The sequence below is a fragment of the Planococcus sp. MSAK28401 genome, from assembly GCF_018283455.1.
GTDB lineage: Bacteria > Bacillota > Bacilli > Bacillales_A > Planococcaceae > Planococcus > Planococcus alpniumensis.
In genome coordinates this window covers 2,271,553-2,294,024 of record NZ_JAAMTH010000001.1, presented here as the reverse complement: position 1 = coordinate 2,294,024, position 22,472 = coordinate 2,271,553, and the positions used below count along the sequence as shown (strand labels likewise).

The window sequence follows — 22,472 nt, the reverse complement described above, 5'->3', positions numbered from 1 at the left end:
CGATTTCATTTCGCTATGATGTTTGGTAAGATAAGCAGTAACAGTAGAAGGAGGGATTCCGAATGGAACAAGAAACAAAAGATTATCTATTAGGCGCACTCGAAAATGTCATCGACCCAGAACTAGGTGTTGACATTGTCAATTTGGGCCTTGTATATGATGTAGAATTATCCGAAGATGGTTTCTGCGTAGTCACCATGACACTCACTTCAATGGGATGTCCAATGGGGCCGCAAATTGTCCAGATGGTTAAAACATCCTTGTATGAATTGCCGGAAGTTGAAGAAGTCGATGTAAAAATCGTCTGGCAGCCTGTCTGGAGCAAAGACCATATGTCACGCTACGCTAAAATGGCGCTCGGCGTTCGATAAAATGAACAGCAGAAAGCCGCAGGGAAAATATTCCTTGCGGCTTTTTTTGATGAGCATTTCCGTTGCAAAAGGGGTTGGGCAATCATATAATTTAATTAGTCAAAGATGGTCAAATTAATCAAGGGAGCGTGATTTTATTGGTTCAATTCCAAAATCCAAACGAACAACAAAAATCGCCATTGGAACAATTCGGACGTAATTTGGTCGAACAAGCACAGTCCGGCAAGATGGATCCGGTCATCGGCCGCGATCAGGAAATCCGCAATGTCATCCGGATTCTTTCCAGAAAGACAAAGAATAATCCGGTATTAATCGGTGAACCCGGCGTCGGGAAAACTGCAATCGTCGAAGGGCTCGCACAGCGCATCGTCCGCAATGATGTACCGGAAGGCTTGAAGGACCGTGTCATTTATGAACTGGATATGAGTGCATTGATTGCAGGCGCAAAATACCGGGGGGAATTCGAGGAACGGCTGAAAAGCGTATTGAAGCAAGTGAAAGACAGTGAAGGGCAAATTATCCTATTTATCGACGAGATCCATACAATCGTCGGCGCCGGTAAAACAGAAGGCGCGATGGACGCAGGGAATATGCTCAAACCGATGCTTGCGCGCGGAGAGCTGTATTGCATCGGGGCGACTACACTCGATGAATACCGCATGCACATCGAAAAGGATGCAGCACTTGAACGGCGCTTCCAGCAAGTAATGGTGCGCGAGCCTTCTGTCGAAGATGCGGTATCGATTCTCCGTGGATTGAAAGAGCGATTCGAACTTCACCACGGCGTGCGAATCCATGACCGGGCGATCGTTGCAGCGGCTACGATGTCTGACCGGTACATCACAGAGCGTTTCCTGCCGGACAAGGCAATTGACTTGATCGATGAAGCGTGTGCGATGATCCGGACAGAGATCGATTCGATGCCGCAGGAACTCGACGAAGTGACGCGGAGGCTCATGCAGCTTGAAATTGAAGAGCAGGCGCTGCGGAAAGAAAAAGACGAAGCGAGCAAAACACGCCTCGCTGCGCTGCGCGAAGAGATCGACGAGCTGAAGTCTTCTTCTGAAGGCATGCAGCAGCAATGGAACGAAGAAAAGCAATCGCTTCAGAAAATCCAGGCCAAGCGCGAACAATTGGATCAATACCGCCGCCAACTGGAAGATGCGGAAAATAAATATGACTTAAATACAGCAGCGATGTTGCAACACGGAAAAATTCCAGAGCTTGAAAAAGAGCTGAGCGCCATGGAAGTCGAACTTGCCGGAGATGGCGGGGAACGTTTACTGCGCGAGGAAGTGACCGAAGAAGAAATTGCCGGCATTGTCGCCCGATGGACGGGGATTCCGGTAACGAAATTGGTCGAAGGCGAACGCGAAAAACTATTGCGCCTCGGGGATACGTTGAAAGAGCGTGTAATTGGCCAGGACAGAGCGGTCGAACTGGTGACAGAAGCCGTATGGCGAGCACGTGCCGGCATCAAGGATGAACAAAAGCCGATCGGCTCGTTCATTTTCCTCGGTCCAACGGGTGTTGGGAAAACGGAGCTTGCGAAATCGCTGGCAGCGAATTTATTCGATTCGGAAGACCATTTCATCCGCATCGACATGTCCGAGTACATGGAAAAGCATAGCGTGTCGCGTCTTGTCGGGGCACCTCCGGGTTATATCGGTTACGAGGAAGGCGGCCAATTGACAGAAGCGGTTCGCCGCAATCCATATTCCGTCGTATTGCTGGATGAGATCGAGAAAGCCCATCCAGATGTCGCCAATATCCTTTTGCAGATTCTGGACGACGGGCGCATCACGGACAGCCAAGGGCGTCTCGTGAACTTCTCCAATACCGTCGTCATCATGACATCGAATATCGGTTCCCAGCATATCAGCGCAAGCAGTGACGAACACGATACAGAAGACATCGTCATGATGGAACTGCGCAAGCATTTCCGGCCGGAGCTGTTGAACCGCATTGACGATATCGTCATTTTCCACTCTCTGGCGAATGAGCATTTCTATGGCATCGCCAAGAAAATGATCGGGGAATTGGCCGCTCGGATGAAACAACAGCAAATTTCCTTGGAAGTCGAGGATTCGGTCATCGACTACATCATTGAAGCGGGAACCGACCCGGTTTTCGGTGCGCGCCCGCTGAAACGCTTTATCCAGCGTGAAATCGAAACACGCATCGCCAAGGAATTGATCAAGGGAGAGGTCACGCCAGGCTCCACAATGAAAGTCTCGATGGACGACAATAAACAATTGCTTATCACTGTATAAGAAAAGCCGCATTTCATTGAAATGCGGCTTTTTTCTATACAAAGTATCGAATTCGCCCAAATAAAAACCGGAAGCCACTGGGGCTTCCGGTTTTACCATTATTAATATTCTTTCGCTGCTTCTTTAGGGATGATGGCATCCATCACGATGACCAATACAGTGACTGCCACTGCCATGAAAATACCGATCATGAATTCGAATGGCACGTTTTGTACGGCACTTACTACATAGTTCAACATTGAAATAATAAGGACAGACCAGAAAAGTGTTCCGATATATTGCATCTGTTTTCACCTCTATATATAGAATAACTAGCTTTATCATAGCATAAGGAAGCCTTTTCAGAAAGAAAGTTTCGTGCCTTTCGAAAGTTTTTGTCAGAAATATGTCGGCAACTTGAAATCAGTGGGAAAAGGGCGTATTATTAACACCAGGTACTAATAATTGATGTTAATCGAAAAGAGGGACATAGATATGAATGCTGGAATCATCGGTACCGGCAGATGCCTGCCGGAAGATAAATTGACCAATTTTGATTTAGAGCAGCGCATGGACACCTCGGATGAATGGATCCGGACCATGACCGGGATTGAAGAACGCCGGATCGCAAACGATGAACAAGATACATCGGATATGGCACGGGTCGCGGCACAAAAGGCGATTGCGGATGCCGGCATCGATCCAGCGGACATCGGATTGATCTTGGTGGCGACAGTTACGCCAGACCGTCCGTTTCCGTCTGTTTCCTGCGATATCCAGCAACAGATCGGCGCTGTGAATGCGGCCGCTATGGATATCTCTGCAGCATGTGCTGGATTCATGTACGGCGTTATTACAGCGAAACAATTTATCGAGTCGGATACGTATCGCTACGTCTTAGTAGTTGGTGTTGAGAAACTCTCGAAAATCACCAACTGGGAAGACCGCAATACAGCTGTCCTATTCGGCGACGGGGCCGGCGCTGCCGTGATCGGCAAAGTGTCGGAAGGACGCGGGATTTTATCGTTCGAACTCGGTGCGGACGGCTCAGGCGGGGAACATTTGTATCAAGACAAGCATTTGGTGATGAATGGCCGTGAAGTATTCAAATTTGCGGTGCGCCAAATGGGCGAATCCGCCATCAACGTCATCGAAAAAGCAGGATTGGATAAAGAGGATGTCGATTTTCTTATACCGCATCAGGCGAATATCCGGATCATGGAATCATCCCGGGCTCGTCTTGATCTGCCGGTAGAGAAAATGTCGAAGACTATACAAAAATACGGAAACACTTCAGCTGCGTCGATTCCGATCTCCCTTGTGGAAGATTTAGAGGAAGGCCGTATTAAAGACGATGATGTCGTCGTCATGGTCGGCTTCGGGGGCGGATTGACTTGGGGCGCCATTGCTATGAAGTGGGGGAAATAATTGGATATGCGAAAGGAAGTAAAAGAAATGGAAAATCGTCGTGTAGTCATTACAGGTATCGGTGCCGTAACACCGCTTGGAAATAGTGCAGAATCTACGTGGGAAGCGGTGAAGGCAGGGCGTTCAGGCGTCGGCCCGTTAACGCGCATCGATGCGGATCAGTATCCGGCGAAAGTTGCCGCTGAATTAAAGGATTTCTCAATCGAAGATTATATTGAGCGTAAAGAAGCGCGCAAGATGGACCGCTTCACCCATTACGCACTCGCATCATCTATCATGGCAATGAAAGATGCAGCACTCGAGCTGGATGAAAAGACCGCTCTGCGCACAGGCGTCTGGATCGGATCAGGAATCGGCGGGATGGAAACGATCGAAAATCAGATGGACGTATTGAACTCCCGTGGAGTTCGACGCATCAGCCCGTTCTTCGTGCCAATGATCATTCCGGACATGGCGTCTGGACAGGTGTCGATCCATTTCGGCGCAAAAGCGATCAATTCCTGCTCGGTAACAGCTTGTGCATCCGGTACGAACTCAATCGGAGATGCCTTTAAAGTCATTCAGCGCGGCGATGCCGATGTCATGATTTCGGGGGGCGCGGAAGCTCCGATCACTCGTCTTTCTGTCGCTGGATTTACGGCCAATACCGCATTGACAACAAATGACGATGCATCGACTGCATCACGTCCATTCGATAAAAATCGAGACGGCTTTGTGATCGGCGAAGGCGCTGGAATCGTCATTCTGGAAGAATACGAACACGCCAAAGCACGCGGCGCGAAAATTTATGCAGAACTCATCGGATACGGTTCGACTGGCGACGCGCATCATATTACAGCTCCAGCCCCAGGCGGTGAAGGAGCAGCACGTGCCATGCAGCAGGCCATCGAAGACGCAGGCATCGAAAAGACCGATGTCGGTTACATCAATGCCCACGGAACGAGCACTCCGTATAACGATTTATTCGAGACAATGGCAGTCAAAACTGTGTTCGGAGACCATGCCTACAAACTTGGCATGAGCTCGACAAAATCCATGACAGGCCATTTGCTTGGAGCAGCTGGCGGAATCGAAGCGATCTTTACGGCATTGGCTTTGAAAGAAGGCATCATGCCGCCTACGATCAATTACGAAACGGCGGATGAAGAATTGGATTTGGATTATGTGGCGAACGAAGCAAGAACTGCGGAATTCTCCTACGCGATGAGCAATTCGCTTGGTTTTGGCGGACATAACGCTTCACTTGTATTGAAAAAAGTTTAAAGTTTATTGAAAAGCTCCCATTGCTGGGAGCTTTTTTATTGTCCATTTTTTATTATGATAAAAACATGCAAAATACGGATAAACAGGAAAAGTCAGTCGAAATAAGGAGTTGAGAGAAGAAATGATTAGAGGTTTTGGTAATCATTGCTTAAAATACAAAAATTATATTGCGCACGTAATACTTTTGTAATATGTTTAAAACTAGTTAGAATTGACAGAAAAAAAGAATTTTGAGGTGTTTTCATGACAGCTTATGGATCAAAAGCGATTACACCGCTCTTGCGGGTCAAAAATCTCCAAACGGGCTTCAAGATAGATGGGGATTATTACAATGCAGTTGAGGATGTCAGTTTCGATGTGCTACCTAAGCAAATCGTAGGAGTGGTAGGCGAATCGGGCTGTGGCAAAAGTGTCATGTCGCTCTCCATTATGCAATTGCTGCCAAACGGCATCGGAAAGATTCGCGGCGGCGAAATCGAATTCGAAGGACAAGGCATTTCCACTTTTTCAGACAAGCAGATGAACAGCATTCGTGGAAAAGACATCTCAATGATTTTCCAGGAACCGATGACTTCACTTAATCCGGTATTCACGATCGGCTATCAAATAGAAGAAGTGATCTTGAACCATGAGAAGCTGACGAAAAAAGAAGCACGGCTGCGGTCGGTCGCTTTGTTAAAGCAAGTCGGAATCCCGCGTGCTGAACAGATCGTGACGGAATATCCCCACCAATTATCCGGAGGGATGCGCCAGCGGGTCATGATTGCCATGGCCATTGCCTGCCAGCCGAAGTTGTTGATCGCCGATGAACCTACGACAGCTTTGGATGTAACAGTCCAAGCCCAAATCCTCGAATTGTTGAAAGGAATACAGGAAGCAAATGACATGTCGATCATCCTCATTACACACGATTTGGGCGTAGTAGCTGAAATCTGTGATGAAGTATTGGTCATGTATGCGGGCAAAATCGTGGAGCGCGCATTTGTCGAAGAGTTGTTCAGCCACCCCAAACACCCGTATACCGAATTATTAATGAAAGCGATACCGAAAATGGATGAAGATGTCGAAGAGCTCGCGACGATTGAAGGGCTGGTTCCGTCCGTCATCAATATGCCACAAGTCGGCTGCCGCTTTGCGAATCGCTGCCCGAAGGCGATGGCAGAATGCCTGACGGTGACACCGCAACTTGCGGAAGTCGCCGATCGCCATGAAGCTGCCTGTCTATTATATGAAGAAAGCTGGCCTACCGATGGAAAAAGAGAACGAGAAGGAGTCGCCGCATTATGACTACTAGAGATTTCATCCAGGATCGCATCGATTACTTAGATAAACGTGAAAATCTCCTCGAAATTCGCAATCTGAAGAAATACTACCCGGTAACAGGGGGCTTTTTCAAGCGGACCATCGGAAATGTCAAAGCGGTAGACGATGTATCGTTCGCTATCAGGAAAGGGGAAACGCTCGGTTTGGTCGGCGAATCGGGCTGCGGCAAATCAACCGCGGGACGCACCATCTTGAGGCTGATGAAACCGACAGGAGGCGAGATCCTCTTCGAAGGAAAAGACATCACCCGATTATCGGGAGCCAAATTGCAAAAGGCACGGCGTGATTTTCAAATGGTGTTCCAAGATCCATACGCATCGCTGAATCCGACGCAAATGGTCGGTGATATTATTGCCGAGCCGATCCTGAATTATGAAAAGCGCAATAAAAAAGAGTTGGAGCAGGAAATCAAAACCCTCCTGAAACGAGTTGGCTTGCCTGAAGAGGCTTATTATAAATACGCCCATGAATTTTCCGGCGGCCAAAGACAGCGCATCGGAATCGCCCGTGCGCTGGCACTGCACCCCAAGCTGATTGTAGCGGATGAACCGGTATCCGCACTCGATGTCTCCGTGCAATCGCAGGTGTTGAACTTGTTGAAAGAACTGCAAATCGAATTCGATCTGACTTATCTCTTTATTGCACACGACCTGAGTGTCGTAAAGCATATGAGCGATCGAATCGGAGTGATGTATTTGGGCAGCCTCGTAGAGCTTGCTTCAAATAAAGATTTATACAAAGAACCGCTGCATCCTTACACGCAAGCGCTCATTTCCGCAATTCCGGAACCGAATCCGGCGAAACGGAAAGAGCGGATTGTTTTAAAAGGGGATGTGCCGAGCCCGCAAAACCCACCCACTGGCTGCCCGTTTCATACGCGCTGCCCGGTAGCGATGGAAATCTGCTCACAAGAGAAACCAGCGTTGGCAGAAGTAAGGCCAGGCCATCAAGTCGCGTGCCATTTGTATTGATCAAAAAAAATTAGGGGGAAAAGAGATGAATAAAAAATCCTTGTTCTGGCTCTTCGCGCTTGTGCTTGTCCTGTCCACATTCCTTGCAGCATGCGGCGGCGACGATGCATCCAGTGAGTCCGGCTCAGAAGGCAAAGGTGCTGAAGGCGAACCGCAAAAAGGCGGAACGCTCGTATACGGCTTAGATGCTCCACCGGAAGGTTTGTACTCTTCCGCATTTTACGGCATTGCTACTGATTTCGAAGTCATCGAATTATTTGATGAAGCGTTGATCAACTACAACGAAAACTTAGAGCCGGAACCGAACGTCGCTTCTTGGGAAACCGAGGACAATAAAGTCTTCAACTTCACATTCGAAGAAGGCGTGAAATGGCATAACGGCGAAGAGTTGACTGTCAATGACTGGGTATTCGCACTTGAAACAATCGCGGATCCTGATTATGACGGCCCCCGCTACGCAAACGTGCAAACAATCGAAGGCGCTGAAGCATACCGCAGCGGCGACGCCGATTCCATTTCAGGGATCGAAGTGGTCAGCGATTATGAAATCAACATTACTTTCGATGAAGCACGCGTCAACAACTTAACCAACCTATGGGCATATCCACTGCCTGAGTCTGTTCTCGGTGATGTACCGGTTGCCGAAATGTCAGCATCTGAATGGGTGCGTTCGACTCCAATCGGAATCGGGCCATTCAAAGTAGACAAAATCGTTCCTGGCGAGTCAGTCGAATTTTCGAAATTCGATGAGTACTGGAATGGCGATGTCAATTTGGATAAAATCGTCCTGCGTGTTATCGATAACTCTTCTGTTGTCGGAGCTTTGCAGAACAATGACATCGATATGATCTCCCTTCAGCCGGTATCAGGGTCTGAAGTAGAACCTCTAGAAAATGTAGAAATCAGGACTTACCCTGGATTGACGTATTATTATGTAGGGTTCAAGCTCGGCAAATTCGACAACGAATCCCAAACGATCACAGAAGAACTTCCGAAATACCAAAGCAAAGAACTTCGCCAGGCGATGATGTATGCGTTGAACCGCCAAGAATGGGTGGATGCATTCTTCTTCGGTTATGCGGATGTTGTCAACAAGCCAGTACCGTCTGCTCACTGGAATTCGGCAGATGATAGCGAATTAATTCAATATGAATACGATCCTGAAAAATCAAAGCAAATGTTGGATGAAGCAGGCTACGTCGATACAAACGATGACGGGTTCCGTGAAGATCCGAATGGCGATGAGTTTGTTGTGAAGTTCTCTCATTATGCAACAGGCAACCCGACTTTCGAATCTCGTGCCCAAGCCATCGCACAGTATTTCGAAGCGGTCGGACTGCGTTCTGAAGTGGAAATGGTGGAAGTAAACCTTTACTACGATATGGTCGAAAAAGATGATGCTTCCATTGAAACATTCTTCGGCGGCTGGGGCACTGGAACTGACCCGGATCCATCGGGACTATGGAAAGCAGACCAGCTGTGGAACTACCCGCGTTACAACAATCCAGAGGCGGATCAATTGCTAGACGATGCACTTGATATCGAAATCGTCGGCACTGATCAGGAAAAACGCAAAGAATTGTATGTAGAATGGCAGAAGATCGTCAATGAAGAACTGCCGATGCTTTACATTGCGGAACTAGAAGAAATTAAGGCATTGAATACGCGTGTCGGTGGAGTTGAATATGACGTATCCGGTCAAAACAGCCCTGCTGAATGGTTCGTAACCGAATAAAATCAGCAACTAACCTTCAACGATGGGCGATTCGCCCATCGTTGAATCTTTATATGAAGCTCTTATGCACGGTAAGGGCTGTTTCAAAAAATAACCCTTACCGTGCACGAGAGCACAGCCGAGAACTTATCAGACAAGGAGAGTACCTATGCTTAAATATTCGATTAGACGGTTGCTTGGAATGATACCGATGCTGATTTTGATTTCGATTGTAGTCTTTAGTCTCGCCAAACTGATGCCGGGCGATTCGCTCAGCGGGGAAATCGACCCGCTCAACACCAACCCCGAATACATAGCGGAAATGCGTGAGAAGCTCGGCTATAATGACCCATTGCCGGTCCAATATGTTAACTGGATTACTGGATTCGTCCAAGGGGATTTCGGTAAATCCACGCGGTTTCAAATTCCAGTATTCGATTTGATCCTGGAAAAATTGCCGAATACTTTGTTATTGGGCGTTACAGCTTTAATCATCACATATATCATGGCGTTCATCATGGGCATGTATTCAGGGCGGCGGCCATATACATTAGGCGATAACGCCATTGCAGGATTCAATTATATTATGCTGGCGATTCCATCTTTTGTTGCTGCTGTTTTTGCGATTTATATTTTTGCATTCCAGTTAAACTGGTTCCCTTTTGCAGGCTCGGTAGACATTTTGGTGGAAGAGGGGAGCTTTGAGTACTATGTAAGCCGCATGCACCACGTCTTGTTGCCGGCGATTGTGCTCGGGGCGATGAGCACGGCAAGTTACACGCAGTTTTTGCGCAACGACATCATCGAGAACTCCCGGAAGGATTTTGTCCGGACAGCGCGCGCGAAAGGCACGCCGATGAAAAAAATCTAAAATGTCCATATTCTGCGCAATTCAATCATTCCGCTAGTTACATTCCTTGGATTTGATTTTGCTGCGTTGATTGGTGGAGCCATTATTACAGAAACAATTTTCACTTATCCGGGCATCGGCCAGCTGTTTTTGGAATCCGTGACAAGCAGGGATTTTCCAACCTTGATGGCATTGACTATGCTTTTATCGTTCCTTACATTATTCGGTAATCTATTGGCAGATATTTTATACGGCGTCGTGGACCCACGAATTCGCCTGGATTGAGGAGGAAGCATTAAAATGGCATCATCAACTACCATCACCCAACAAAAGAAGCCGGAAAGAAGTTTGTCTCCTTGGCAGATTGCCAGAAGGAAATTCGTGCGCAATAAATTGGCGATGATCAGTTCTTTTTTCATCATGCTGGTTACTTTGATGTCACTCTCGGCACCGTTCCTGGCACCTGTGTTGTCGCCGCTGCCGGATATTTCACAAGTCAACATCGGGGCGATGAATATCGAGCCGAATGGCGAACATTTTCTGGGTACGGACAAGAGCGGGCGCGATGTCTTAACGCGCTTGTTCTACGGAGGGCGAATTTCACTATTGGTCGGCTTCAGTGCAACGCTCATGGTTATCACTTTGGGAACAGTGGTCGGGGCGCTTGCTGGCTTTTTTGGCGGCTTTATCGATAGCATCCTAATGCGCTTCACGGATTTTGTGCTGAATTTCCCATTCCTCGTGTTTGTCATCGTCTTGAACACGATCCTTTATGGCATCGTAGATGGTTTGTGGGTCTTGATTATGGTCATCGGTGCGCTTAGCTGGGGCGGTGTCGCCCGCTTGGTGCGCAGTAAAGTGCTGGCGGAGAAAGAGAATGAGTATATTCTGGCTGCTTTATCAATCGGCTGTTCTCCATTCAAAGTGATTACGAAACACTTATTGCCGAATGTCATCTCGACCATCATCGTGCAAGGAACCTTGATTTTTGCGACGATGATCGTTATCGAATCAGCACTCAGCTATTTAGGTTTTGGCGTTCCGCAAGCGACACCGAGCTGGGGCAATATGCTATCATCTGCCAATGAGCCGGATGTCCTGCAAGGCAAGCCGTGGATCTGGATGCCCCCAGCCATCATCATTACCTTGACAATCCTGTCAATCAACTTTATTGGGGAAGGGCTGAAGGATGCGTTGAACCCGAAGTCATTGCGCTAACCAAAACTAAACAAAAAGGATGAACGAGTGGCAGGCCACCCGTTCATCCTTTTTTTGTTGATGTATTATCGTTTGCGCTTGCGGCCCAGCCCCATCGCGTTCTCCATTTTCTTCAATGTTTTATTGGCAATGAAATTGGCTTTTTCTGCGCCTTCGTCGAGAATCGTGTCAAGCTCCTCAGAATCGAGCAACTTATAGTAACGTTCTTGGATTGGCGCCAAATGTTCTGTGATGGCTTTGGCCACGCCAGATTTAAAGTCGCCATAGCCTCCGTTTTGGTATTTAGCGACCAGTTCATCGATGGAGGCTCCAGTTAAGGCAGCTTCGATCGACAGCAGGTTGGATACGCCGGGCTTGTTCTCCGGATCGTAGTTGACGATTCCTTCTGAGTCGGTGACGGCGCTCTTCACTTTCTTTTCGATTGTTTTTAAATCATCGAGCAAAGTGATGATCGATTTTTTATTTGAATCGGACTTGCTCATCTTTTTCGTCGGATCCTGCAAGGACATGACACGCGCTCCGTGTTTTGGAATACGGATGTCCGGGATCGTGAAAATGTCATTGTATTTTCTATTGAAACGCTCCGCTAAGTCGCGTGTCAATTCGATATGCTGTTTTTGGTCATCGCCGACAGGGACAATGTCTGTTTGGTACAATAGAATGTCAGCAGCCATTAAAGGCGGGTAAGTCAAGAGGCCAGCAGAGATGGAAGCGGCCTTGGCAGATTTGTCTTTGAACTGCGTCATGCGCTCGAGCTCACCGATGGTCGATACGCATTGCAGCATCCAACCTGCCTGTGCGTGCGCTGGCACTTCCGATTGAATGAACAGCGTGACTTTTTCAGGATCGATGCCGACAGCTAGATAAAGCGCGGCAAGCGATTTAATGTTTTTTCTTAACTCGAGACGATCTTGAGGCATGGTAATGGCGTGCTGGTCGACGATGCAGAAGATGCAATCATATTCTTCCTGCAGTTCGGTAAACTGCTTGAATGCACCGATATAATTACCGAGTGTAACTGTGCCGGTCGGCTGGACGCCTGAAAAAATTTTCTTCAATACAATTCCTCCTCTAAGTGGGTGGTCCTAAAAATGAATATAAAAAAGCACATCTCCGTCCCTGGAACTAAAGGGACGAATGATGTGCGGTTCCGCGGTACCACCCTGGTTGCCGCAAAAGCGGCCTCTTGCCTCCGTAACGTGGAGAATACGAAAGCGGCTACTTGTTTCGCCGCTTTAGCTCGAAAGTCCATTCAATGCAGTCTTCTGCTTGTTCACACCAGCCACAAGCTCTCTTATATAGAAGAAACTGCATCTACTACTCTTTGTCAACGCTCATTTTGTATTGGATTTATTATAATACAAAAAGGATTGGCGCTGCAATACGCAATTCTACGATTGGTAGAACGCCAAGGAAACAGCCATGGCTACTAAAGTCGCACCGCCTACTATCAAGAGGGGGGAACTTGAGAATGCCAGCACTTCCGATGGGAGGCGCATCTCGTCGTCTTCGAGTGTAGATTTGGTTTTGAACACTTTGCGCATGCTCATCGTAAATACATCGAAAACCCCTGTTCGGACAACGAACACCCAAGCCCCGAAGAATACAAGGATGCCCCCGTAGATAAAGGAATTATTGATATATGACAGCAGTGAAAACGGTTCGCTTCGCACGAGCATCGTCAACAAGATGATCAATTGCACAGCAGCAATTCCAATGATTATTTTTTTCATTTTGGCACCCCTATTCGTTCTTATTGTAGAAGAAATAACAAAAAAAATCAAAAAATTATTGGATTTCTAATTGAGAAGAAAACGCTTACATGACGCGCTTTTCAGGCGATTGGTGATTATTTGGTATACTATGATTAAGCTTCAAGTACAATTTATTCCAAAAAAAACGCTGTACAACAAAAAATATTTATGTATAATTAATCATGTACCAACTTTTCAGAAAATTTAAGGGGGCAAAATCAGTGAAAAACAGCAAGATTTTATGGCTACTTGGCCTGGTTTTGGTACTTAGTGCTTTCCTAGCTGCTTGCGGCGGCGGAGACGACACTGATACTGGGACAGAAAACACAGACACAGAAGGTACAGAAGGCGCAGAAGGCAACGGCGGCGAACCTGACTCTGTACAAGAACTAAACTTGATCGAAGGAGCAGAAATCCCGTCAATGGATTCTTCGATTGCTGAGGATGCAGTAGCATTCAACATCATGAACAACGTAAACGAAGGTTTGTTCCGTTTAAACCAAGAAAACATTGCTGAACCTGCACTTGCTGATGGCGAGCCTGAGATCAGTGAAGATGGCTTGACGTACACTTTCAAACTACGTGATGCTAACTGGTCGGACGGTACACCGATCACAGCTAACGATTTCGTCTATGCTTGGCAGCGCGCGATTGACCCAGACACTGGTTCACCTTACGGACCATACATGATGGCTGGAACAATCAAAAACGCTACTGAAGTTTCTGAAGGGGAAATGGAAGTCTCTGAACTAGGAATCACAGCTGAAGACGACAAAACTCTTGTCGTAGAACTTGAGCGCCCGACTCCTTACTTCATGTCATTGATGGCTTTCGCTACATTCTACCCATTGAATGAAGAATTCGTAACAGAACAAGGCGATAACTACGCTTCAAATTCTGATACACTTCTATACAATGGTCCATTCACTCTTACAAACTGGGATGGAACTGGACTCACTTGGACAATGGAGAAAAACCCTGAGTACTGGGATGCTGAAACTGTTCAACTTGACACAATCAATGTTGACGTAGTTAAAGAAACATCAACTGCAGTTAACCTTTACCAATCTGGTGAAAAAGACCGCGTTGGACTTTCTGGAGAATTCGCAATGCAATACGCTGAAGACCCAGAAGTTGTAAAAGAACTTGAACCAACTTTGTTCTACTTGAAATTTAACCAAGAACGCAACGGAGAAGAAACTCCACTCGCTAACGAAAACATCCGTAAAGCGATTGCAACTGGCTTCAACAAGCAAGACCTTGTAGATGTAGTTCTAGCTAACGGATCACTTCCAGCTAACTACCTAGTACCAACTGATTTCACTTTCAACGAAGCGGGCGAAGATTTCCGTGACATCAACGGAGACATGTTGCCATTCAACGCTGAAGAAGCGAAAACTTACTGGGAGCAAGGCCTAGAGGAAATCGGCGAAACAGAAGTGACTATGGAACTTCTTGGCGGCGACTCTGAGCTTGCGGGTAAAATGGATGCTTATTTGAAAGAGCAACTTGAAACAAACCTTGAAGGTTTGACAGTTAACTTGAAAGCTGTACCATTCGGCGTACGCCTTGAGCTTGATGAAGCACAAGACTACGATATCCAAAACTCTGGATGGGGCCCTGACTTCCAGGATCCGATGACATTCATCGACTTGTTCGTAACTGGATCTTCTCACAACTTGATGTCTTACTCTAACGAAGAGTTCGATAACTTGGTTGAGCAAGCTAAAGGCGAATTGGCACAGGATGCTGAAGGACGCTGGGAAGCAATGGCTCAAGCTGAAAAAATCTTGGTTGAAGAAGACGCTGCTATCGCACCGATCTATCAGCGCGGTATCATGTCCCTTCAAAAGCCATATGTTAACAACATCGTCAAACACCCATTCGGTGGAGACTACGGCTACAAATGGGCTTACATTTCCGGTAAGGAATAAGGATTCCCAACTGAATGTACTTTAGGAAAACATAATAGAAAGAGAGTATATCAAGGGATTGATATACTCTCTTTTCTACTGTGAATAAATTCACCGAAAATTAACGGTATTCTGCTTAATCAGAAAAATACAAGTATCTTTTGGTGCTTGATATAATAGAGCGATTTTATTTGGAGGTGCACCATGGCACGCTATATTGGAAAAAGATTAATTTATATGTTCATCACCTTAGCGCTTATTGCCACGTTTACATTTTTCTTGATGAAAATATTACCAGGTTCCCCAATTGCTTCCGCAGATAAACTATCTCCTGAACAACGGGCAGTCGTAGAGGCACGGTACGGACTGGACCAACCCCTTCCTGTTCAATATTTCGATTATATGTTTGGTTTGCTAAGAGGTGATTTGGGTATTTCGATTAACCAATTCAAAGGCGCAGACGTAACAGATGTTATTTTAAGCCGCATGGGGCCGTCAGCCCAGATTGGATTCCAAGGAATGCTTCTCGGGACTGTTCTCGGAATCCTGTTCGGGATGGTCGCGGCGCTCAGGCAAAATACATGGGTGGATTACGGAAGTACGATTGTTGCGATTATCGGTATATCCATTCCATCGTTTGTTTTTGCATCCATGCTACAATACTGGCTCGGTTTAAAATGGGACCTGTTCCCAGTGGCGCTGTGGAAAGATGGATTTATGTCCAGCGTATTGCCGTCAATAGCTTTGGCGATGTTCCCACTGGCAACGGCTGCACGGTTCATCCGTACAGAAATGATCGAAGTTCTTGGATCTGACTATATCACTTTGGCAAAAGCTAAAGGAGCAAGCGGATCAGAAATCGCTTTCAAGCATGCATTCCGCAACGCGTTGATTCCATTGATTACAGTACTTGGGCCGATGGCAGTCAGTATTTTGACAGGCTCTCTCGTGGTCGAGCAGATTTTCGCGATTCCTGGAATCGGTGAGCAATTCGTAAAATCAATCATGGTTAGTGACTTCTCAATCATCATGGGTACGACTATTTTCTTCTCCGTATTCTTGATTGTTATCATTTTAGTGGTAGATATTTTGTATGGCGTCATCGATCCTCGGATTCGTCTTTCAGGAGGTAAGAATTAATGACACAGAATTATGAAAAGCTTCCTCAAGATGCATTTACGCGCATCCCTAGAGATACCCAAGAGGCTGAGAAAATCTCAAAACCAAGTGTCAGCTTTTGGCAGGATGCTTGGCGCAGCCTAAAGAAAAACAAAGGGGCTATCATCAGCTTGATCTTGTTCGGTTTGATCGTCTTGATGTCCTTTATCGGGCCGATGATCAGCCCTTACGAACCAAACGACCAAACCATCACACACGCTAACTTGCCGCCGAAAGTACCTGTCATCGAAAACCTAGGCATCATGGATGGTGTCGGTACATTAGGCGGACGTCAAGTGGATATGTATGAACTGAAGAATGTCGAACAGAATTACTGGTTCGGGACGGACGGCCTTGGCCGTGATATGTTCTCCCGTGTATGGAAAGGGACTCAAGTTTCCTTGTTCATCGCATTTGTTGCAGCAGCAATTGATATGCTGATTGGTGTTATTTACGGAGGGATTTCCGGATACTTCGGAGGCCGCGTGGATGATGTCATGCAACGGATTGTCGAGATTTTAACAGGTATTCCGAACTTGGTCGTCGTTATCCTCTTTATCCTCATCATGGATCCGGGGATACTTGCGATCATCATAGCCTTGACGATAACCGGTTGGACCGGCATGTCACGGGTAGTGCGTGGACAGGTTCTTAAATACAAGAGCCAGGAATTCGTTCTCGCAGCACGCACGCTTGGTGCCAGTGACAGCCGCATCATTTGGAAGCATTTGATGCCAAACGTTCTTGGCGTCATCATCATCAACACGATGTTCACAATTCCGGGCGCTATTTTCTTCGAAGCCTTCTTGAGCTTTATCGGGCTTGGGCTTCAGGCTCCAGATGCGTCTCTAGGTACATTGATCAATGATGGCTATAAACTGATCCAGTATCAGCCGCATATTCTCTTATTCCCGGCTGTTGTGTTAAGTTTAATCATGATCGCATTTAACTTAATTGGTGACGGCTTGCGTGATGCGCTCGATCCGAAGATGAAAGATTAAGGAGGAAAGCCTTAGATGGAAAAGATACTTCAAGTAAAAGACCTCGAACTTTCCTTCAACACATACGGTGGCGAAGTAAAAGCAATCCGAGGCGTCAACTTTGATCTATATAAAGGTGAAACATTGGCAATCGTAGGTGAATCCGGTTCCGGTAAATCCGTTACAACGAAATCGATTATGCGTTTATTGCCTGAAGAGAGCGCTGAATTCAAAAGCGGGGAAATCCTATTTGGCGGGCGCGACTTGACGAAATTGAGCGATAAGGAAATGCAGAAGATCCGCGGTAAAGACATTTCGATGATTTTCCAGGATCCGATGACTTCGCTCAACCCAACAATGCCGATCGGCCGCCAGATTACAGAGCCGATCTTAAAGCACCAAAAAATCAGCAAGGACGAAGCGAAGAAAGTGGCGATCGACTTGCTGCGTTTAGTCGGCATGCCTAAACCTGAGCTTCGAATGAAACAATATCCTCACCAATTTTCAGGTGGACAGCGCCAGCGGATCGTTATTGCCATTGCGCTAGCGTGCAACCCGCAGGTCCTAATCGCCGATGAGCCGACAACTGCTCTCGACGTGACGATCCAAGCGCAAATCCTGGAATTGATGAAAGATTTGCAGAAGAAAATCGACACCTCGATTATTTTCATCACTCACGACCTTGGGGTAGTGGCAAACGTGGCAGACCGCGTAGCTGTTATGTACGGTGGGAAAATCGTTGAAATCGGCACAGTCGATGAAATTTTCTACAACCCACAGCATCCATATACATGGGGCCTTCTCAGTTCAATGCCTTCAATGGATTCAGAAGATGCAAAATTATATGCAATTCCTGGCACGCCGCCCGATCTTCTCGATCCGCCAAAAGGCGATGCATTTGCATTGCGCAGCGAATATGCCATGAAGATTGATATGGAACAGCCGCCTCCGTTCTTTAAAATCAGCGATACGCACATGGCGGCTACATGGCTTCTTCATCCTGAAGCGCCAACAGTCGAACCGCCTGAAATGGTCATCGAACGGATGAAAAAGTTCCCTGGCAGCCGCTATTATGAAGGGAGCGCAAATTGATGGCTGAAAAATTAGTTGAAATCAAAAACCTTAAACAGCATTTCAATGTCGGCAAAGCAAACGAAGTAAAAGCAGTTGATGGCATTACCTTCGATATTTATAAAGGCGAAACACTCGGCCTTGTAGGCGAGTCGGGTTGCGGGAAATCCACGACCGGCCGCTCGATCATTCGTTTATACGACGCAACGGATGGCCAAGTCCTTTATGAAGGCGAAAGTGTGCACGGCAAGAAAAACAAAAAAGACCTGAAGAAATTCAACCGCAAAATGCAGATGATTTTCCAAGATCCTTACGCTTCGTTGAACCAGCGTATGAAAGTCATGGACATTATCGCAGAAGGAATCGATATCCATGGCTTGGCAAAAAATGCTAGCGACCGTAAGAAAATGGTATACGACCTGTTAGAGACGGTTGGTTTGAACAAAGAGCACGCAAACCGCTACCCGCATGAATTCTCCGGCGGGCAGCGCCAGCGCCTAGGGATTGCGCGTGCTTTGGCAGTCGACCCGGACTTCATCATTGCGGATGAGCCGATTTCGGCACTGGACGTTTCCATCCAAGCACAGGTTGTCAACTTGCTGAAAGAATTGCAGGAAGAAAAAGGCTTGACGTATTTATTCATCGCACATGATTTGTCGATGGTTAAATATATCTCGGACCGTATCGGCGTGATGTACTTCGGCAAATTGGTGGAATTGGCGCCAGCCGATGAATTGTACGCCAACCCGATGCATCCTTACACGCAATCATTGCTTTCGGCCATCCCGCTTCCGGACCCGAACTATGAGCGCAACCGTACGCGTAAAGCATACGACCCGGCAGTCCATAACTATGCAGATGGCGAAGACGTGAAAATGCGCGAAGTTTCACCGAATCATTTTGTAGACTGCTCAGAGAAAGAGTTTGCAGAACTGCAAGATCGCCTAGCAGCTAAAAAGTAAAACCTGAAAAGCACGTGCCTTATAATTAGGCGCGTGCTTTTTTTGTGCTTGGAAGAAGGCATAATAATATTTGCTTAAAACAAATAAATGTCTGGGTTTCTCTAAATTTACTAAATTATCCTGCGGAAAACACTCAAAAATGGTAGACTGGAGAAAAGCGAAAAAGGTGTGTGAATTTGCGTGAAATCCTTAAAATGGCTTGCTGCATCCTTATTTCTACTAGGGAGTGCCAGCACTGTACAAGCGGCTGAAACCGCTGCAGAAGATTTTTCGACCCGTACATATGAAATAGTAAATATTGACTCAGCACTGCTCGGAACATCTGAACGGTTTGGGTTTGATTCAGGCTTGGCTTTCGAATATCCCGATGCGGTCCGGGGAATATTTGTTACTGGAAACTCGGCTGGAGGAGCTCGATTTTCTTCGCTAGTCGATTTGGTAGGGAATACTGACTTGAACGCGATGGTCATTGATGTCAAGGAAGATGTAGGTCATTTAACGTATACGCCAAAAGAAGATTCTCCGCTGGCTGATAAAGGCATCGGCACTTCATTGATTAAAGACCCCCGGGCAATGCTTGAGCAAATGGAACAGGAGCAAATTTACCCGATTGCGCGTGTGGTCGTCTTCAAGGATACGGTACTTGCGGAACAGCATCCTGAACTGTCCTTTACAACAGGTGGGCAAGTCTGGACCAATGGCCGGGGTGAAGCATTCGTCAATCCGTTCATGAAGGAAGTCTGGGACTATAATGTGGAAGTAGCGATCGAAGCGGCAAAATTAGGTTTCAAGGAAATACAATTCGATTATGTGCGTTTTCCTGAAGGATTTGAGCGGCTTGGTGAGCAGCTAGACTACTCAATGGGCGATTACGCAGAATCCAATCTAGATCCTGTTCAGCGCCGTGTAGAAGCTGTCACGGATTTTGTGGCCTATGCGAAAGAAAAACTCGAACCTTATGATGTAGAGGTATCAGTTGATATTTTCGGTTATGCGGCAACATTGCCAGAAGCGCCTGGCATTGGGCAAAACTTCTCGAAAATATCGGAGAATGTGGACGTCATTTCCTCAATGATATACCCTAGTCACTGGACATCATATTTCGGCATTGCAAAGCCGGATTTGGAACCGTATAAATTGGTTGCCGAATATGCAAAAGTTGAAAACGAAGTGCTTTCCAAATTGGATGAGGCACCTGTCTCACGGCCATGGCTTCAGGATTTCACCGCCAGCTACTTAGGTGCTGGAAATTATAAGCGCTATGGCAAGGCAGAAGTGGAAGCTCAGATCCGCGCTTTGAATGAACAAGGAATCGATGAATTCCTTCTTTGGAATGCAGGGAATAGCTATTCACCTGGCGTCGACTATACCCCGGAATAAAGAAATGCCCCTGCTGTCGGCAATGCCGAACAGCTGGGGTATTTTTACGCTTTTGAAAGGCAATTAAATTAAGCAGTAAATTGAAACCTTTTGAATGATGAGACGTACTATATAATAGAAGCTTTGTTTTCAAAACAATTTCGTAAATGAGAATAAAATTTTCTTATTGAAGTTTAATTGATAAAAGAAGCGGGTAAATTTCTAATGTATAAGTTTTACAAACTCTCAGAAAATGTAGCAAAACTGTGACAGAATCAATGTTTTTTTAAAATTCTCGCTGTCAGCTATATATTACTGAAGCCTAATGTTGTATAATGATTGTAGAGCTTCTAAACGATAGTGATTCTAATTTAAGAATGAATTTCCTCAACATCTATGAATCCGAAAGGAAGTGCTCCATTATGATGGTTACATTATTTACTTCTCCAAGCTGTACGTCTTGCCGCAAGGCGAAAGCGTGGCTGGAAGAACATGATATTCCATATACAGAACGCAATATCTTCTCTGAACCTTTGACAATAAGTGAAATCAAAGAAATTCTACGTATGACAGAGGATGGAACGGATGAGATCATTTCAACTCGTTCGAAGATCTTCCAAAAACTGAATGTGGACGTAGAGAGCTTGCCATTACAGCGACTCTATGAATTGATCCAAGAACATCCGGGCTTATTGAGACGCCCGATTATCATGGATGAAAAACGCCTGCAAGTTGGTTATAACGAAGATGAAATCCGCCGATTCCTGCCACGTAAAGTGCGCGCGTATCAATTGCTTGAAGCTCAGCGCATGGTCAACTGAGAATAAGTAGAAAAAGCTGTCCGGTCTTTATGGCATTTCATAAGGGATCATGGGACGGCTTTTCTTTATCTTTTTAATATATCGCCCAGACAAAGTATTTCCAACTGAACATGGGTTTCCCATCTTGATTAGTTGCAAAAGTCTGTCGATTCAATTAGACTCTAAGATAATTATCTTCTCTTGCCGCCTATAGGCAGAAAAATGTTTTTAAGCCTTCAGGAAAGGTATAATGAAGGTAGTAATAAATCACGGCTTTTGAGGAACTTCCTCTTAATCCGATCCGAAAAGGAGAGGTGTAAAATGGAAATAGAACGCATTAACGACAACACAGTGAAATTTTACATTTCCTATCTTGATGTTGAAGAGCGAGGGTTCAGCCGTGACGAAATTTGGTTTAACAGAGACAAAAGCGAAGAGCTTTTCTGGGAAATGATGGATGAAGTCAATGAAGAAGCCGATTTCGTTATGGAAGGGCCGCTGTGGATCCAAGTGCAAGCCATGGATAAAGGACTTGAAGTTACTGTCACTCGTGCGCAATTGACGAAAGACGGGCAAAAACTTGATTTGCCGGATGATATAGAAGAACGCCGCAAGATGTTTTCAGGGGAAGAAGCTGGTTCACAAGAGTTCGACGAATTCGAACCGGTTTATGACGAGGGTGACACAAAGAAACTCGAATATTCCTTTGTTCTTTCTGAAGTGGAAGAATTGCTTCCGATTGCGAAACGCCTTATGTATATGCCGGTCGATACGGCATTGTACCACTTTGACGGAAAGTACTATATGCATGTGAAGTTTGATGAAATCTTGCATTCTGAAAAAGACATCAAAGACCAATTGAGCGTCATCACCGAATACTTGCAGCAAACTCCAATGACAATCCACCGTCTTGAAGAATACGGCAAAGCGATTTTCAAAGAAGATGCATTGCCGAACGTATTGCATTATTTCGGATAAAAACCTCCTCTATGGGAGGTTTTTTTTTTGCCATTTTACGTAGTTGGGTTCATGATTTTTTAAAAGTCAGAGATACTTTTACGTATTGCGCCCAACGGCTCTTCCGC

19 protein-coding genes, 1 pseudogene and 1 other annotated feature are annotated in these 22,472 nt (G+C 46.2%); of the genes and pseudogenes, 17 read left to right on the top strand and 3 right to left on the bottom strand.

Annotated features, from left to right (window positions below; all coding sequences use genetic code 11):
* The first annotated feature begins 62 nt into the window (after positions 1-62).
* A complete protein-coding gene (locus G3255_RS11720) occupies positions 63-371 on the top strand; it encodes a metal-sulfur cluster assembly factor (RefSeq protein WP_211654620.1) in 309 nt (102 codons plus the stop codon).
* 137 nt (positions 372-508) lie between these two features.
* Positions 509-2,644, top strand: coding sequence for an ATP-dependent Clp protease ATP-binding subunit (locus tag G3255_RS11715; protein WP_211654619.1), 2,136 nt, complete (start codon positions 509-511; stop codon positions 2,642-2,644).
* Positions 2,645-2,745: 101 nt separating this feature from the next.
* On the opposite strand, the gene G3255_RS11710 is transcribed toward G3255_RS11715, so the two are convergent.
* On the bottom strand, positions 2,746-2,928 hold the full coding sequence (locus G3255_RS11710) for a DUF2929 family protein (protein WP_211654618.1): 183 nt from the start codon (positions 2,926-2,928) through the stop codon (positions 2,746-2,748).
* Positions 2,929-3,118: 190 nt separating this feature from the next.
* Here G3255_RS11710 and G3255_RS11705 point away from each other — a divergent pair, with 190 nt between their 5' ends.
* The 7 genes and pseudogenes from G3255_RS11705 to opp4C all read left to right on the top strand — a co-directional run bounded on the left by G3255_RS11705 (position 3,119) and on the right by opp4C (position 11,390).
* Positions 3,119-4,051: a beta-ketoacyl-ACP synthase III gene (locus G3255_RS11705; RefSeq protein ID WP_211654617.1), complete on the top strand. Its 933-nt coding sequence runs from the start codon at positions 3,119-3,121 to the stop codon at positions 4,049-4,051.
* A 27-nt stretch (positions 4,052-4,078) separates the two neighbouring features.
* Positions 4,079-5,314, top strand: coding sequence for a beta-ketoacyl-ACP synthase II (gene fabF / locus G3255_RS11700; protein ID WP_211654616.1), 1,236 nt, complete (start codon positions 4,079-4,081; stop codon positions 5,312-5,314).
* Between the two features lie 243 nt (positions 5,315-5,557).
* A complete protein-coding gene (locus G3255_RS11695) occupies positions 5,558-6,601 on the top strand; it encodes an ABC transporter ATP-binding protein (RefSeq protein WP_211654615.1) in 1,044 nt (347 codons plus the stop codon).
* Positions 6,598-7,608 (top strand): ABC transporter ATP-binding protein, encoded by a 1,011-nt coding sequence (locus tag G3255_RS11690; protein WP_211654614.1) that lies wholly within the window; start codon positions 6,598-6,600, stop codon positions 7,606-7,608. Before G3255_RS11695 ends, G3255_RS11690 begins: the two co-directional genes overlap by 4 nt.
* Positions 7,609-7,633: 25 nt before the next feature.
* A complete protein-coding gene (gene opp4A / locus G3255_RS11685) occupies positions 7,634-9,343 on the top strand; it encodes an oligopeptide ABC transporter substrate-binding protein (protein ID WP_211654613.1) in 1,710 nt (569 codons plus the stop codon).
* A 148-nt stretch (positions 9,344-9,491) separates the two neighbouring features.
* Positions 9,492-10,457, top strand: a pseudogene (opp4B, locus tag G3255_RS11680) (oligopeptide ABC transporter permease).
* 15 nt (positions 10,458-10,472) lie between these two features.
* Positions 10,473-11,390: an oligopeptide ABC transporter permease gene (gene opp4C, locus G3255_RS11675; RefSeq protein WP_211654612.1), complete on the top strand. Its 918-nt coding sequence runs from the start codon at positions 10,473-10,475 to the stop codon at positions 11,388-11,390.
* A gap of 65 nt (positions 11,391-11,455) precedes the next feature.
* Here opp4C and trpS read toward each other — a convergent pair whose 3' ends face one another.
* Both trpS and G3255_RS11665 read right to left on the bottom strand, forming a co-directional pair.
* The gene (gene trpS, locus G3255_RS11670) at positions 11,456-12,448 is read right to left on the bottom strand and encodes a tryptophan--tRNA ligase (protein ID WP_211654611.1); all 993 of its coding nucleotides are present in this window, start codon (positions 12,446-12,448) and stop codon (positions 11,456-11,458) included.
* 68 nt (positions 12,449-12,516) lie between these two features.
* Positions 12,517-12,730 (bottom strand) — a binding site (T-box leader).
* A gap of 51 nt (positions 12,731-12,781) precedes the next feature.
* Positions 12,782-13,123 (bottom strand): DUF3899 domain-containing protein, encoded by a 342-nt coding sequence (locus tag G3255_RS11665; RefSeq protein WP_211654610.1) that lies wholly within the window; start codon positions 13,121-13,123, stop codon positions 12,782-12,784.
* A gap of 242 nt (positions 13,124-13,365) precedes the next feature.
* On the opposite strand from G3255_RS11665, the gene G3255_RS11660 reads away from it, so the two are divergent.
* From G3255_RS11660 to mecA, 8 genes are all read left to right on the top strand, one after another.
* On the top strand, positions 13,366-15,078 hold the full coding sequence (locus G3255_RS11660; RefSeq protein ID WP_211654609.1) for a peptide ABC transporter substrate-binding protein: 1,713 nt from the start codon (positions 13,366-13,368) through the stop codon (positions 15,076-15,078).
* A gap of 183 nt (positions 15,079-15,261) precedes the next feature.
* Positions 15,262-16,197: an oligopeptide ABC transporter permease gene (opp3b, locus tag G3255_RS11655; RefSeq protein ID WP_211654608.1), complete on the top strand. Its 936-nt coding sequence runs from the start codon at positions 15,262-15,264 to the stop codon at positions 16,195-16,197.
* The gene (opp3C, locus tag G3255_RS11650; protein ID WP_211654607.1) at positions 16,197-17,216 is read left to right on the top strand and encodes an oligopeptide ABC transporter permease; all 1,020 of its coding nucleotides are present in this window, start codon (positions 16,197-16,199) and stop codon (positions 17,214-17,216) included. The genes opp3b and opp3C overlap by 1 nt, the downstream gene beginning before the upstream one ends.
* Before the next feature lie 15 nt (positions 17,217-17,231).
* Positions 17,232-18,287, top strand: a complete 1,056-nt coding sequence (locus tag G3255_RS11645; RefSeq protein ID WP_211654606.1) for an ABC transporter ATP-binding protein — start codon at positions 17,232-17,234, stop codon at positions 18,285-18,287.
* Entirely contained in the window at positions 18,287-19,228 is a 942-nt protein-coding gene (locus G3255_RS11640; RefSeq protein WP_211654605.1) for an ABC transporter ATP-binding protein, read from the top strand. Before G3255_RS11645 ends, G3255_RS11640 begins: the two co-directional genes overlap by 1 nt.
* Before the next feature lie 180 nt (positions 19,229-19,408).
* A complete protein-coding gene (locus tag G3255_RS11635) occupies positions 19,409-20,608 on the top strand; it encodes a putative glycoside hydrolase (protein ID WP_211654604.1) in 1,200 nt (399 codons plus the stop codon).
* Positions 20,609-21,012: 404 nt separating this feature from the next.
* Entirely contained in the window at positions 21,013-21,408 is a 396-nt protein-coding gene (gene spxA, locus G3255_RS11630; protein ID WP_008429739.1) for a transcriptional regulator SpxA, read from the top strand.
* 300 nt (positions 21,409-21,708) lie between these two features.
* Positions 21,709-22,365: an adaptor protein MecA gene (mecA, locus tag G3255_RS11625; protein WP_211654603.1), complete on the top strand. Its 657-nt coding sequence runs from the start codon at positions 21,709-21,711 to the stop codon at positions 22,363-22,365.
* The last annotated feature ends 107 nt before the right edge of the window (positions 22,366-22,472 follow it).